This is a genomic window from Streptomyces venetus (assembly GCF_039540295.1).
Lineage (GTDB): Bacteria > Actinomycetota > Actinomycetes > Streptomycetales > Streptomycetaceae > Streptomyces > Streptomyces venetus.
Genome location: NZ_BAABET010000006.1, coordinates 503,147 through 516,558, shown reverse-complemented (window position 1 = coordinate 516,558; position 13,412 = coordinate 503,147). Strand labels below are relative to the sequence as shown.

Here is a 13,412-nt window from a genome sequence, read left to right as displayed (position 1 = left end):
GCACCGACAGCATGACGGCTGACGAGAACACAGCCGACGAGAGCACAGCCGACGAAGCACAGCCGAAGAGAGAACAGCCGAAATGAGAGGGCGATCCATGCACGATCCGGCCGGCGAGGTGCTCAGCACTCTCGCACGTCCCGGCATGGGAACCGAGAACGCCGGCCCCGCACTGCGCGTGCTGGCCAGGATGCTGCGTCCGCGTACCGTGGTCGAAGTGGGGGCCGGTTCCTCGACACTGCACCTGCTCCTCGGGCTGCGCGACGCGCTGACGGAGGCCGACGAGGACCGGCGGATCGTCCGCGGAGAGATCACGGCGGACGAACGGGCATCGGTCCTGCACCCACGCTCCGCAGTCGACGACTACGCGCCGAGGCTCCTCGTCGTCGACGACTTCTCCGTACCCGGCACATCCGCGCACCAGGTGCGGGAGGCAGCCTGTTCGCTCGGCCTCGACGGCATGCTCACCTTCATCGAGCGGGACTTCTTCGACCTGGCGGACCACGAGCTGGACGCCTGGGGCCCGTTGGACCTGGTCTGGCTCGACGCGGGCACACAGGCCGACGACGCCGGGTTCCTCACCTCGCTGTGGCCTCGCGTGGCGCCTGGTGGCACAGTCGTGCTGCACGAGCCGTACCTGGCCACGACGGTCGAAACGGACTCCGGGCAGGGCCGCGGCCGGGTCGCGTCCCGGGTCGTCCCCACCCCGCTGTTGCAGGAGCTGCGCCGCCAGGCCGCCGTGCCGGCCGCTGACTTCGACGTGCTCGCGCTGAGGGAACCCCACAAGCACCGTCAGACGGGCCTGCTGCTGTTGCGCAAACACGGCAGGGAGGAACGTGACCGGGGCGTTCCGTTCCACGAGGAACTCCGGGCCCTCGGCGAGACCGACTCCGCCACTGCTCCCCGGCTGGCCTCCGCTCCCGCGCGGGCCGCGGACAATACGACAGACGCCGCGGGCGGGATCCTCGCCGCACTGGCTGACGACACCCGGCGTACCGTCTACAGCGCCGTCGTCCTCCAAGCCGACACCACCCAGGGGATCGCGGAGCGTCTGGGGATGGCGCCCGCGCGCTGTGCGAAGTCCCTCGCCGCGCTGGAACAGGCGGGACTCCTCGCGCGCGACGAAAAGCTCTGGTCCGCCGTCGACGACGTCTGGAGGCAGGCGGCCCCCCGCCGCGCGCGACCACGGCCACCGGCCTCCATCCCCTCGAAGCAGAGCAAGCGCAGAGTGTTCCTGGAGGGGCTGGTACCGCTCTTCGAACCACAGCGGCGTTACCCGGAAGCCGAAGTCAACGACGTCCTGCGCGAAATCCATCCGGATGTGGCCGCGCTGCGCCGGTACCTGGTGGAGGAGCATCTGCTCATGCGGGCTGCGGGCCAGTACTGGCGGCCGCCCAGTTGAGCCGAGGATGGTGTCCCCTCCGGGACCCGATGTGCCGGGCGTCCCGCTGATCTTCATCTGACGCCCCCAACCGGGATTCGAGCATGTCGGCGACGTCTCCGAGGCAGGTGACGGCGTGTCTTGGTCGTCGGAGGAGCAGTCATGGGTTTTCCCGTCCTCCACAGCGCGGCCGATGAGTTTGTGGCTCCCGGCCGGTCCAAACTCGTGACACCCAGGAAAGGACACCGTCATGTCGGAGCTTCTTGTCGACTTCATCACCACCCTCGACGGCTACGCATCGGGAGAGGGATGGCCCGGGTTCTGGGGCCTCGAGGGACCGGAGTACCTCGCATGGCTCGGCGAGCAGCCCGAGGCCACCTACCTGATGGGAGCGAACACCTACCGCCTGATGTCGGGCTTCGCCGCAGGTGAGGTCCCGAAGGGCCAAGACGAGTTCAGGCCCGAGGAAGAGGCGGCCGTCGACGAGCTCACGCGAGCGTCCAAGGTGGTGTTCTCCTCCTCACTCGAGGAGCCACTGACGTGGGCCAACTCCACGCTCGTCCGCGACGACGCCATCGAGGCGGTCCGCGCCATGAAGTCGAACGGCTCGGGGCTCCTCAGCACGATCGGCAGCCTCAGCCTGTGCCGGTCCCTGCTACGTGCCGGACTCGTCGACCGCTTCCGGGTCGTGATGTTCCCGGTGATCACCGGGGCCACGGGCGATGAACGCATCTACGACGGCTATCCGGACGTTGCCCTCGAGATGCTCGGGCACCGTACTTTCGACGGCCGCACCCAGCTGGTCGAGTACAAGCCCCGCGTGCTCGAGCACCCGCCGCTCGGCGCCCCTGCATGACATCGCCCCGTCCGCCGGTCCGGACGGCCGCCAGGCCGGCGGCGGGCGCGCAGCAAGACCGAATCCGGGGGCCAACGGCCAACGTCAGGACGCCCGGTCCCTGGAGCCGAGCTGTCGAAGGCGGCTAGTACCCTGCACTCATTCGACGATCGAAAGATCGGACGATCACGGGTACGGGCATACGGGCATACGGGCACGAGGCCTGGGCGTCCAGGGGCGGGAGCACGGGGATTTCGATGAGTGACGCACGTCCGTTACGAAGCCGCAGACCGGGCCTCTCGGCCGGTGCGATCATCATCGCCGGGGTCGTCCTCGCCGCGATCGGGGCCATCGGCGCCTGGCTCCAGCACGACGCTCCCGGCCGGAGTGCGGAACCGCGTACGGAGTTCACCGCGGACAACCCACCCGCCGGTCTGCCCACCGCGCTCACCACCGGCCAGCACCTCCGCTGGTCCCGCTGCACCTCGCCGCCCACCGCGCGCACGGGCTACGACTGCGCCACCATGAAGGCCCCCCTCGACTACCGCAAACCGGACGGCAGGACGATCGACGTCGCCCTGATCCGCCGCAAGGCCACCGGCCCGAACGCCCGGCGCATCGGCTCGCTCGTCCTCAACTTCGGCGGCCCCGGCGTGTCCGGCGTGAGCGGACTGCCCGAACTCCTCAGCCAGTACCAGCCGCTCCTCGACCGCTACGACCTGGTCTCCTTCGACCCGCGCGGCGTCGGCGCGACCGTCCCCGTGCGCTGCGGGAAGACCGCGGACGACACCGGCTACGACGGGGCCGACGCCTGCGCCAAGCACTCCGGGGCGCTCCTCCCGTACATCGGCACCTCGCACACCGCGCGCGACCTCGACCTGATGCGCTACCTCCTCGGCGACGAGCGGCTGCACTACTTCGGCGTCTCGTACGGAACGGCGCTCGGCGCGGTCTACGCCCACCTGTACCCGTCGCACGTCGGACGGCTCGTCCTCGAAGCGTCCGTCGATCCGACCGAGGACCTCGACGAGAAGCAGGTGTCGCAGGTCAAGGCGGTCCAGGCGGCGTTCGACCGGTTCGCTGCGCACTGCGCGGCCCGTATCCGCCACTGCCCGACCGGCGACGGACCCGAGGAGGCCGCGCGACGCATGGCGCGCCTGTCCGAGCGCCTGGAGAAGAAGCCCGCGCCGGCCGGCGGCGGAAGGAACCTCGACGCCGACGACCTCGCGTACGCCGTCAGCGAGCATCTCGACCTCGGCACAGACGGCTGGTCGCCGCTCGCCAAGGCCCTCACCGCGCTGATCGACCACAACGACGGCCGTCTGCTGAGCAAGGGGGACGACATCGGCTCCGCCGACCGCGCGGAGACCCCGCGCGACAGCAGCCGCGCCGCCCTGACCGCGATCACCTGCGCGGACTCCAGCCTGCGCCCCGGCTTCGAACGCCTCGACCGGGACGAGGCCCGCATCAAAGCCGCCTCACCCGTCTTCGGCGCGGCCTGGTCCACCCGCGTCTACCTCTGTTACAACTGGCCGTTCGACGGCGAGCGCGCCACCCCTCAGGTGAACGCCGACGGCGCGGCCCCCGTCCTGGTGGTCGGCGGCACCGGCGACCCGACTACCCCATACTCCGGCGCCCGCCACATGGCCCGCGCCCTGGGCGACGGTGTCGGCGTGCTCCTGACGGCCGAGGAGGAGGGCCACGGCACATACCCGCAGAACCGCTGCGTCACGGAGACGGTCAACCAATACCTCCGCACGGGCCGCACCCCGGCCCCGGGGACGGTGTGCCGGGGCAGCATGTCCTGAGGCCCGTCCGTTGCCGTCCTGGGATCGCAACCGGGCCGGGTGCCGGCGGCCACGCTCCTGTGTTTTCGGATCAGCGTGGGTGGCGAGGAAATGGACGAGGCTGTCGGCGCGCTAGGGCAGTTGGATCGGTCCGTACCGCGCGTGCGGCTCCTGCCGCATCAGCGCGTCGTACCGGTCGGCTACCGAGAAGTGCCAGAACTCCGTCCCGTAGTTGGTAAAACCTGCGTTCTCCATGGCGTTGAGCAGCAGCGTGCGGTGGTGGCGCGCGCGATCGCTGAGGTTCGGGGCGTGAGTGAAGCAGGCCCCGTCGCTCTCCTCGGGGGAGGCATTGACGCGGGTGCCGAGGTCGAGTTCGTGGCCGTCCTGGTCGGCGAGGGTCACGTCCACGGCAGCGCCCGCGGAGTGGGGCGCGATCTCCGGTGGTGACACGTACCGGCTCGCGGCCTGGTGCAGTTGCTCACCTGTCCAGCCGGGGTGAGCGGCGGCCAGCTCGTCCCGGTATTCGGTGAAGTAGCGCTGCTGGAGGGCCAGCGGCCGGTAGCCCTCGATGAACAGGAGGTCGGTGCCGGCGGGCAGGAGCGAGCGGGCGTGCTCCAAGCGGGCGAGGACGCCCTCGCGGACGTGGGCGAAAGCGCCCAGCGGATCTTGCTTGCGGGGATCGACGCGGAAACTGTGGTCACGCACGTCGACGAGCGGCTCCCCGCACTCGCGCACCGGGATCGCGGCGACCCGCGGATCGGACATCAACACCAGAGGGTCCATCGAGTCTCCCTGTGACGGCTTGCACTGCGGTGGCGGGACGGGGGAGGCAGAGGCCAGGTCGGTTTCGCGCAGGATTCGCGCGATGGTGTCCGGCAGCGTGCTGGCGGCCGGGATCACGGTCTCCAGACTGCCGGGCAGCAGATCCCGTTCGCGGTACCAGGAGGCGAGGTGGTCGTCGGTGACTTGCGCCAGGTACGCGGCATCCGCCTTCGACGCGTGTCGGACGAACGTCGTTTCCAGCGGCACGTCCAGGTAGTAGCAGTGGGAGACGCCGCGGTGGTCCCGTACCAGAGACGTGATCATATGGCTGTAGCGGTCGGCGTACAGGATCCCTTCGAGCACCACGTGAAAGCCGGCGTTCAGTGCTTCGCGTGCGATCCTGCCCAGCAGGGCGATGTTGGCACCGCGCGCGGTGTCGTGTTCCCTGAGCACGTTCCGGCGGATCACGTCCTGGCCCACGATCGCGATACCGCGGCCGTAGTGATCTCGCAGGCCCTGGGCCACGCTCGACTTGCCTGACGCCGAGTTGCCGCGGATCACCACCAGACGGGTGTTCTCACGGCCGACCGCAGTCGCAGTGGACAGACGACGGTGTGCGCCGCTCGGCGCGCCGGTCATGCGGGCCAGCCCGTCTCGCTGTACAGCTCCCCGTTCTGAATCTTTTCGATGGCCACCCGGGTGTAGGCAACGATGTCGTCGGGGAGGGCGGCGGGGTCCCAGAATTTCCACTGGGTGCACTTGTCCGGCTCGCGCAGTTCCGGTTCGCCGCTCCAGGTGCGAGCGCGGAAGAACAGGCCCAGGCGGGGCCGGTCCCCGGCCTTGTCGATGTGGTGGATGACGTGGACGAGTTCGACGTCCTGGCGCTCGATGCGCAGGCCGGCTTCCTCCCGTGCCTCCCTGATCAGGCAGGTGATGGCGTTCTCCTGCTCGCAGTGGCCGGCCAGGACGTGCCAGGTGGACGGCGCGAAGGCGGAGTTGGGGTGGCGCAGCCCGAGCAGCACCGTTCCGTCGGGGCGCTCCAGGTAAAGGTGGACGCCGATGACGTTGAGGACCGTGCCGTGTGGCGAAGCTTGGCGGCACGCCCCGTGCGATGCGAGGCCGCTCTGCGGCGCGGTGCCGGCCGGGCGGCTGGCGGCGTGGCGCCGTACGAGGTCGCTGGTGGTGGGCGCGATGCGCAGGCGGTGGAGGTCGTCGGGGGTGAACCAGGCCAGCATCACCCCTTCCGTCAGACGGAGGTCGCGGGGATCACCGTTCCAGCGGCCGGCGTAGATGCCGATGGGCACGGTCGCGCCGGTGTCGTCGGAGGCGTACTCGGTGCCGAACGGGGTCAGGTCGGCGAGGTCGAGGCCGGCTTCCTCGGTCAGTTCGCGCCGCACGGTGTGTTCCAGGGTGGCGTCCCGGGGCTCTCGGCCGCCGCCCAGCAGGGACCACATGCCCGGTTCCCAGATCCGGCCGGGGAAGTAGTCGCGCAGGTGGAGCAGGTACTCGCCGCGGTCGTTGTAGATCAGGGCGGAGGCGTTGGCGGTCTGCGGTTCGGTCTCCGGCGTGAGCCTGAGCAGCTTCGCGCGCAGGGAGGGGCAGGTCACCCTGTCCACGGGCCGCCACTCGATGCCGCCGACCTCTTCTTCCCGCAGCACCACCGGCGCCTCGGCCGCGGTGCGCAGGCTGAAGAGGAACCGGAGGTCGAAGTGCTGGTGGCCGGGTTCCCCTTTGCCCGGGTGGGCCTCGATGTCGTGGATGTCGATGTCGAACGGCACAGTCTCGTAGCCGGGCCACAGTGCCACGGCCTGCGGCGTGATGCCGGTCTCCTCGTGCAGCTCCCGCAGCGCCGCTGCTGCCAGGGACTCGTCGGCGGGCTCGGTGTGTCCGCCGGGGGCGAGGACCTTCCCGCTCGCCAGGTGCAGCACGTGCAGGACGCGGCTGAGTGGGTCGAGGACGATCGCGCCGCAGGTGACGTGTCCGGTGAAGGTGAAGCGGCTGGCGATGTCGGTGGGACGGTCGAGGGCGTCCAGGAGGCCGCCGAGCTGCGTGCGCTCGTGAGGGTGGCGAGCGAGGTAGGTCTCGACGGTGGTGCGGATGTGATCGTGCGACAACGGCATGGGGCTACCTCAGAGGCGCGTGGAGCGGGACGAGTCGAGGCGGGGGTGGTCGTTCGGGTCAGCTCAGCCGCATCCCCTCCGCAGGGACCTCCTCGATGGCGGCGGGGCGAGCCAGGGGCAGGCCCCACCGCTCGCCTGCCGTCTCCGCCGCGAGCTGTGCTTGCCGCGCACCGGGCGGGCCCCATCCCAGCAGGGCGGCTGCCTGGGCGGGGGTGGCGAGCAGGCGGGCGAAGGGGTGGCCGGTGGCAGGGTCGACGGCACCCGGCCCGATGGCGGTGACCCGGGCGGCCAGGCGGAGCCGGGCGTTGGGCCCCACACCGCCGTAGACCTCTCCGGTCTCGTCCAGCACCCAGCCCAGTCGCACCGGATCGGCCAGGGTGAGCTGGGCCTCCTCCGCGGCTTCTCGGCGCAGGGTGTCCTCGGGCGTCGCATCGGTCGTCTCTACGGTGCCGCCGGGCAGCATCGGCAGCGCGCCCCGAGGGCCGGGCTCGGCCACCAGGACGACCCGGCCGTCGGGGACGAAGCACCACGCCCAGGCTTGCTGCACGGCCAACTGCCCGGGGACGGGGCCGCGGTGGAGAGGGCTGTCCCACAGAGGCCGGTAACGGACGTGGACGTCATGGCGGTCCAGCGCCGGGACGTCGAGGATGTGCCGGCCGTCGGCGAGGTGGGCGGTGGCGGTGTTTCCGAGCCGGGCGCGGTAGGCGGCGAGCATGATCTGCCCGTCCACGGGGCGCAGCCGCTGCACCGCGTCCCGGGTCTCCAGGAAGGCGTACTCGGACAGTTCCTCTCGCGGCAGGCGGATCGCCTCCACCTGGTCGGGGGTGAGGGTTCCCCCGTCGAAGACGAACCGGACCTCGCCGGGGCAGTGCGTGCCGGGCTGAAGGTCCGGGTGGCGCGGGGAGAAGGAGTGGACGGCGAGCACGGCCGGCAGGGGCAGATCCAGGCCCAGTTCTTCGGAGATCTCGCGCCGGCAGGTGACGTGCGGGTGCTCGCCGGGTTCGACGACGCCTCCGGGGAGCAGCCACGAGTCGTCCTCGCGGTAGGTGGGGTGCACCAGCAGGACCCGGCCGACCTCGTCGGTGATGATCGCGGCGGCGCCGAGCCACGCCGCATGCCGGGATGCGGCGTACTGCGCAGCGGGCAGAGCAGCACGCGGTGAGACGTGATCCGAAGGGGAGACGGGAGAGGTCACGTATCTCTGCCTTCCGAGACGGTGGACGGGCGAGTGGGCAGCGCGGAACGGCGAGGAGTGATCAGGGGGTGGTGCCGCTCATTCGGCGCTGCAGCTCCCACAGGGTGCGGAAGAGACCTGGTTCCTGGGTGAGTTGGGCGTAGGTGCCCTCCTGGACGATCCGCCCTTCGTCCAGGACCACGATCCGGTCGGCGACGGCCACGTTGGTGAGCCGGTGCGTGATCAGCAGGATGGCGCGGTCTTTGGCCAGTTCGCGCAGGCCGGCGAAGATCCGGTGCTCCGCGCGGGCGTCGAGGGCGGCCGTGGGTTCGTCCATCACCAGCAGTGCCGCCTGCCGGTGGAACGCGCGGGTGAGGACCAGGCGCTGCCACTGCCCGCCGGAGAGCTGCTGTCCGCCGAACCACTCGCTGGTCAGCAGGGTGTTCAGGCCGGAGCGGAGGCCCGGCAGCATCTCCGCGGCGCCGGACGCCTCGCACGCGGCGAGCAGGGCCGCGTCGCTCGTGTCGCCCTGCCCGAACGTGATGTTGTCGCGCATCGTCAGCGGCAGGTACGTGAACTTCTGCGGCACCAGCGCGACGTGCTCCCACGACCCCCACGGGTCCAGGTCCGCGGTGGAGGCGTGGTCCCAGGCCACGTCGCCCTCGGTGGGCAGCAAGAGCCCGCACAGCAGGCGGGAGAGGGTCGTCTTGCCGGAGCCGTTCTCCCCGACCAGCGCCACGATCTCCCCGCGCCGCACGTGCAGGGAGACGTTGCTCAGGCTGTCCTTCGGGGCGCCGTCGTAGCGGTAGGTGACGTCGCGGACCTCGAAACGCTCCGGGGCCGCGGTCACGGGCGCGGTGCCGCGGGAGTCGGTCATGGCCTGGCCGTGGGCGTTGTCGAGGAAGTTCTGCCAGTCCTGCACGTACCAGCCGGTGCGCACCAGACGGGCCCCGCCGTTGATGATGCCGCGCACCGAGCCGGTGGCGGTCTGAAGCGCGAAGACGGCGCCGCCGCCGGCCGCCAGGCTCATCCGGCCGGAGGCCAGCAGCCACAGCAGTGCCGCCCACACGGCGGTCGAGGCGATCCCGCCGGCGATCGCGCCGGCCAGTCCCATCCAGGCGCCGGTGTTCGCGGCCGTGCGTTCGGCCTCGTTGACCGAGGCGGCCAGCTTCCGGTACCGGCCGATGAGGAAGGGGCCGGCCAGGCAGGCCCGCATCTCCTCGCTCGACTCCTGGTAGGCCATGTGCCAGCGCAGTTTGCCCAGCATCCGGCGCCGCCCGGAGGTCTCCAGCGCGGCGAGGTAGAGCACGCGCGCGGAGCGGACGTAGGCGGCGGCCTGCGGCAGGCAGGCGAGGAAGAGGAGAGGAAGGAGCAGAGGGTGCAGGACGGTCAGGACGGTGGCGCCGGCCGCGAGCGTCGCGGTCGCCGCGAGGACGTCCTGTGCTTCTTCGACGAGGTCGGGGGTGACCTGGGCGCCGCGGTCGGCGATGTCGTAGGCGTCGTTGTAGCCGGGCTTGTTGTTGGCGGCCAGTTCCGCGCCGAGCGCGGCCTCGATCATCGTCAGCTCCGCTGCCCGGCCGAGCACCGGTCGCAGACGGCCGGTCAGCCAGACGACGGTGATGCCCAGCAGCGCGCGCAGGCCGGTGGCGGCGGCGATGATGGCCAGCTGCGGGGCGGCGTCCCACAGCCGCTCGGTGATGTCGCCCGAGGAGATCAGCGCGGTGATGGTGCCCGTGACGGCCAGGAGGCCGAGGGCGGCGAGGACGCCGGTCCCGATCTGGCACACCAGCAGGCCGATGGTCGCGCCGCGGTCCACGCGCCAGGCCATCCGCACCGAGCGCCGTACGAGCGAGGGCAGGCGCCGCGCCATGGAGCGGGAGGTCAGCAGGGAGCCGGCCTGGAGCCTCGACTCGTCGCGGTAGAGGTACTCCTCCTCTCGAACACCGGCCTCCTGCGGTTCGTCGTCCGGCGTGGTCCCCTTCGGCGGTTGCGGCGGCTGGTCCTGCGTAATGGCCGAGGTCATTCGTTCCCCCTAGGACGGTCGCTGCGGCAGAGTCGTGAGGTCCAACGACACGGCCGCGATATCGAACACACGTCTTTCGGTCGGGCTGGGGAGCCCGCTGTTTCCTGGGGGAAGGAAGCCTGCCGGCGCGGGATCCCTGGTCCGGCTTGGAGCGGCTGCGGGCAGGAAATGGCCGAAACGGGGTGGTGGGCGGACAGGACGCCGGATCCCGGTCCGGCCCTGGCGATCACCGGATCGAGCGCGTCCGTCGCTCCGTCGTCCAGGGCGGACGGCACCACACGCTTCGCCGCGACCTCGACACAGCCGGCGGCTGTGCTGATGAAGGAAGCAGCGCGTCGATGTGAGGACCGGGTGAGAGGGCGGCCGACAGGACGCGCCGCGTCAGGGGCGCGCGTGCAAACTGAGAGGCTCAGACTCGATCGATGAGGCCGTCGGCAGTGCCCGGCGAGTCGAGCCGCGGACGCATCGGGTCACTGGTTTCCCCCGGCTGTGTGAGATTTTGCGAGACGTGAGAGGGTCTGGGACGTGAGTGAGACGCCGTCGAACACCCTGCAATACCGCTTTGACGGGCCAGAAGAGGCCCCGGTGCTGATCCTCGGTCCCTCACTGGGTACCACCTGGCACATGTGGGACCGGCAGATCCCCGAGCTGACCAAGCAGTGGCGCGTGTTCCGGTTCGATCTGCCGGGGCACGGCGGCGCGCCGGCGTACCCGGCGGGCTCGGTCACCGACCTCACCACCCGGCTGCTGGCCACCCTCGAAGGACTCGGCGTGCAGCGCTTCGGCTACGCGGGCTGCGCGCTCGGCGGTGCCGTCGGCATCCAGTTGGCCCTGCGCCACCCCGAGCGGCTCGCCTCCCTCGCGCTGATCGCCGCCTCGCCCCGCTTCGGCACGGCGGACGAGTTCCGGCAGCGGGGCGTGATCGTCCGGACCAACGGCCTCGACCCCATCGCCCGCACCGCGCCCGAGCGCTGGTTCACCGGCGGGTTCGCCGCCGCGCAGCCCGCGATCACCGAGTGGGCCGTGCAGATGGTGCGTACCACCGACCCCGGCTGCTACATCGCCGCCTGCGAGGCGCTCGCCTCGTTCGACGTCCGGGCCGAACTCGGTCGGGTCGGCGCGCCGACCCTGGTCCTCGTCGGCTCGGACGACCAGGTCACCGGCCCCGCCGAGGCCCGCACCCTGGTCGCCGGCATCCCGGACGCCCGCCTCGCCGTCGTCCCCGGCGCCTCCCACCTGGTGCCGGTGGAGCAGCCCGCGGCGGTCACCGACCTCCTGGTCCGGCACTTCTCGACCGCCTGGCAGCCCGCCTTCGACACCTCCACCGGCCACACGGCCCTGCCGGCGGCCGCCGTCAAGCCGGTCCTGGCGCCCGCTCCGCAGCAGCCCTTGCAGACCGGTCCCGTCGCCGAGATCGCCCCGCTCGCCGTGCCGCCTCAGGCCCAGGGGCGGCCCGACCCCTACGACGCAGGGCTCAAGGTCCGCCGCGAGGTCCTCGGCGACGCGCACGTCGACCGGGCGCTCGCCCAGGCCGACGACTTCTCGGGGGACTTCCAGGAGTTCATCACCCGCTACGCCTGGGGCGAGATCTGGGACCGCCCCGGCCTCGACCGGCGCACCCGCAGCGCCGTGACCCTCACCGCCCTGGTCGCCCGCGGTCACCTGGACGAACTGGTCTTCCACACCAGAGCCGCCCTGCGCAACGGCCTCACCCCGGCGGAGATCAAGGAGGTCCTGCTCCAGGGGGCCGTCTACTGCGGCGTTCCGGCGGCGAACAGCGCGTTCAAGGTCGCCCAGCAGGTCATCCGCGAGGAGACCACCCCCCAGGAGTGAGGCCGCGGGGGAGGGCGGGGGCAGGATGGACGTATGAAGCTCACGAAGATGTCGCACGCCTGCGTCCGCCTGGAGAAGGACGGCCGGACCCTCGTCCTCGACCCCGGCGGGTTCACCGAGGAGGACGCCGCGCTCGGCGCGGACGCGATCCTCGTCACCCATGAGCACCCCGACCACTTCGACGAGTCCCGGCTGCGCGCCGCGATGGAGCACAACCCGGCCGCGGAGATCTGGACCCTCGGGTCCGTCGCGGAGAAGATCTCCCCGGCGTTCCCCGGCCGCGTGCACACCGTCGGCCACGGGGACACCTTCACCGCCGCCGGGTTCGACGTCCAGGTCCACGGCGAACTCCACGCGGTGATCCACCCCGACATCCCGCGCATCACCAACGTCGGCTACCTCGTCGACGGCGGCAAGGTCTTCCACCCCGGTGACGCCCTCACCGTCCCCGACCAGCCGGTGGAGACGCTGATGCTGCCCGTCATGGCCCCCTGGAGCAAGATCTCCGAGGTCATCGACTACGTCCGCGAGCTGAAACCGCAGCGCGCCTACGACATCCACGACGCCCTGCTCACCGACCTGGCCCGCCCGATCTACGACCGCCAGATCGGGCAGCTCGGCGGCGCGGAGCACCTGCGGCTCACCCCCGGGACGTCGGCCGACCTCTGAGGCCGGGACGGCGTTGTCAGACCCGCCGGGTAGGTTGTGGGGCATGCGCATCGCGACCTGGAACGTGAACTCGATCACCGCGCGCCTGCCGAGGCTCCTGGCCTGGCTGGAGAGCAGCGGCACGGACGTGCTGTGCCTCCAGGAGGCCAAGGTCGCCGAGGAGCAGTTCCCCTCGGAGCAACTGCGCGAGCTGGGCTACGAGTCGGCGGTCCACGCGACCGGCCGGTGGAACGGCGTGGCGGTGCTGTCCCGCGTCGGCATCGAGGACGTCGTCAAGGGCCTGCCCGGCGACCCCGGCTTCGACGGCTCGGTCGAGCCCCGCGCCATCTCGGCGACCTGCGGCCCGCTGCGCGTCTGGTCGGTCTACGTGCCGAACGGCCGTGAGGTGGACCACCCGCACTACGCCTACAAGCTCCAGTGGTTCGAGGCCCTGAAGGCGGCCGTCGCCGGTGACGCGGCGGGCAGCCGCCCCTTCGCGGTGATGGGCGACTACAACGTGGCGCCGACGGACGACGACGTCTTCGACCCGGCCGCCTACGTGGGCTCCACGCACGTCACCCCGGCCGAGCGCGCCGCCCTCGCCTCCCTGCGCGAGGCGGGCCTGTCGGACGTGGTCCCGCGGCCCCTGAAGTACGAGCACCCGTTCACGTACTGGGACTACCGCCAGCTCTGCTTCCCGAAGAACCGCGGCATGCGCATCGACCTGGTCTACGCGAACGAACCGTTCACCAAGGCGGTCGAGGACGCGTACGTGGACCGTGAGGAGCGCAAGGGCAAGGGCGCCTCCGACCACGCGCCGGTGGTCGTCGACCTGGACGTATAGGCCGG

At 71.4% G+C, this 13,412-nt stretch carries 10 protein-coding genes; 6 read left to right on the top strand and 4 right to left on the bottom strand.

Going from position 1 to position 13,412, the window contains the following annotated elements; translation table 11 throughout:
- The first annotated feature begins 97 nt into the window (after nucleotides 1–97).
- From ABEA82_RS22330 to ABEA82_RS22320, 3 genes are all read left to right on the top strand, one after another.
- Nucleotides 98–1,402 (top strand): DUF2087 domain-containing protein, encoded by a 1,305-nt coding sequence (locus ABEA82_RS22330; RefSeq protein ID WP_345663351.1) that lies wholly within the window; start codon nucleotides 98–100, stop codon nucleotides 1,400–1,402.
- Between the two features lie 229 nt (nucleotides 1,403–1,631).
- On the top strand, nucleotides 1,632–2,237 hold the full coding sequence (locus ABEA82_RS22325) for a dihydrofolate reductase family protein (RefSeq protein WP_345663350.1): 606 nt from the start codon (nucleotides 1,632–1,634) through the stop codon (nucleotides 2,235–2,237).
- A 236-nt stretch (nucleotides 2,238–2,473) separates the two neighbouring features.
- Nucleotides 2,474–4,024 (top strand): alpha/beta hydrolase, encoded by a 1,551-nt coding sequence (locus tag ABEA82_RS22320; protein WP_345663349.1) that lies wholly within the window; start codon nucleotides 2,474–2,476, stop codon nucleotides 4,022–4,024.
- Nucleotides 4,025–4,135: 111 nt separating this feature from the next.
- Here the strand turns inward: ABEA82_RS22320 and ABEA82_RS22315 are convergent, their stop codons facing one another.
- The 4 genes from ABEA82_RS22315 to ABEA82_RS22300 form a co-directional block, all read right to left on the bottom strand.
- Nucleotides 4,136–5,404, bottom strand: coding sequence for a M15 family metallopeptidase (locus ABEA82_RS22315; RefSeq protein WP_345663348.1), 1,269 nt, complete (start codon nucleotides 5,402–5,404; stop codon nucleotides 4,136–4,138).
- Complete coding sequence (locus ABEA82_RS22310; protein ID WP_345663347.1) at nucleotides 5,401–6,885, bottom strand: NUDIX domain-containing protein; 1,485 nt, start codon at nucleotides 6,883–6,885, stop codon at nucleotides 5,401–5,403. Before ABEA82_RS22310 ends, ABEA82_RS22315 begins: the two co-directional genes overlap by 4 nt.
- A 58-nt stretch (nucleotides 6,886–6,943) precedes the next feature.
- Nucleotides 6,944–8,080 (bottom strand): NUDIX hydrolase, encoded by a 1,137-nt coding sequence (locus ABEA82_RS22305; protein WP_345663346.1) that lies wholly within the window; start codon nucleotides 8,078–8,080, stop codon nucleotides 6,944–6,946.
- Nucleotides 8,081–8,141: 61 nt separating this feature from the next.
- Complete coding sequence (locus ABEA82_RS22300; protein ID WP_345663345.1) at nucleotides 8,142–10,082, bottom strand: ATP-binding cassette domain-containing protein; 1,941 nt, start codon at nucleotides 10,080–10,082, stop codon at nucleotides 8,142–8,144.
- Between the two features lie 525 nt (nucleotides 10,083–10,607).
- On the opposite strand from ABEA82_RS22300, the gene pcaDC reads away from it, so the two are divergent.
- Genes pcaDC through ABEA82_RS22285 form a run of 3 tightly spaced genes read left to right on the top strand, consistent with a single transcriptional unit; the run spans nucleotide 10,608 to nucleotide 13,407 of the window.
- A complete protein-coding gene (gene pcaDC / locus ABEA82_RS22295) occupies nucleotides 10,608–11,915 on the top strand; it encodes a bifunctional 3-oxoadipate enol-lactonase/4-carboxymuconolactone decarboxylase PcaDC (RefSeq protein WP_345663344.1) in 1,308 nt (435 codons plus the stop codon).
- A gap of 33 nt (nucleotides 11,916–11,948) precedes the next feature.
- On the top strand, nucleotides 11,949–12,584 hold the full coding sequence (locus ABEA82_RS22290; RefSeq protein ID WP_345663343.1) for an MBL fold metallo-hydrolase: 636 nt from the start codon (nucleotides 11,949–11,951) through the stop codon (nucleotides 12,582–12,584).
- A 43-nt stretch (nucleotides 12,585–12,627) separates the two neighbouring features.
- Nucleotides 12,628–13,407, top strand: coding sequence for an exodeoxyribonuclease III (locus ABEA82_RS22285; protein WP_345663342.1), 780 nt, complete (start codon nucleotides 12,628–12,630; stop codon nucleotides 13,405–13,407).
- Nucleotides 13,408–13,412: the final 5 nt, after the last annotated feature.

Bases quoted from the DNA above. Each gene is read 5' to 3' on its own strand.
- ABEA82_RS22310 (WP_345663347.1), bottom strand. From the start codon at position 6,885: ATGCCGTTGTCGCACGATCACATCCGCACCACCGTCGAGACCTACCTC.
- ABEA82_RS22300 (WP_345663345.1), bottom strand. From the start codon at position 10,082: ATGACCTCGGCCATTACGCAGGACCAGCCGCCGCAACCGCCGAAGGGG.
- ABEA82_RS22325 (WP_345663350.1), top strand. From the start codon at position 1,632: ATGTCGGAGCTTCTTGTCGACTTCATCACCACCCTCGACGGCTACGCA.
- ABEA82_RS22320 (WP_345663349.1), top strand. From the start codon at position 2,474: ATGAGTGACGCACGTCCGTTACGAAGCCGCAGACCGGGCCTCTCGGCC.
- ABEA82_RS22330 (WP_345663351.1), top strand. From the start codon at position 98: ATGCACGATCCGGCCGGCGAGGTGCTCAGCACTCTCGCACGTCCCGGC.
- ABEA82_RS22315 (WP_345663348.1), bottom strand. From the start codon at position 5,404: ATGACCGGCGCGCCGAGCGGCGCACACCGTCGTCTGTCCACTGCGACT.
- ABEA82_RS22285 (WP_345663342.1), top strand. From the start codon at position 12,628: ATGCGCATCGCGACCTGGAACGTGAACTCGATCACCGCGCGCCTGCCG.
- ABEA82_RS22290 (WP_345663343.1), top strand. From the start codon at position 11,949: ATGAAGCTCACGAAGATGTCGCACGCCTGCGTCCGCCTGGAGAAGGAC.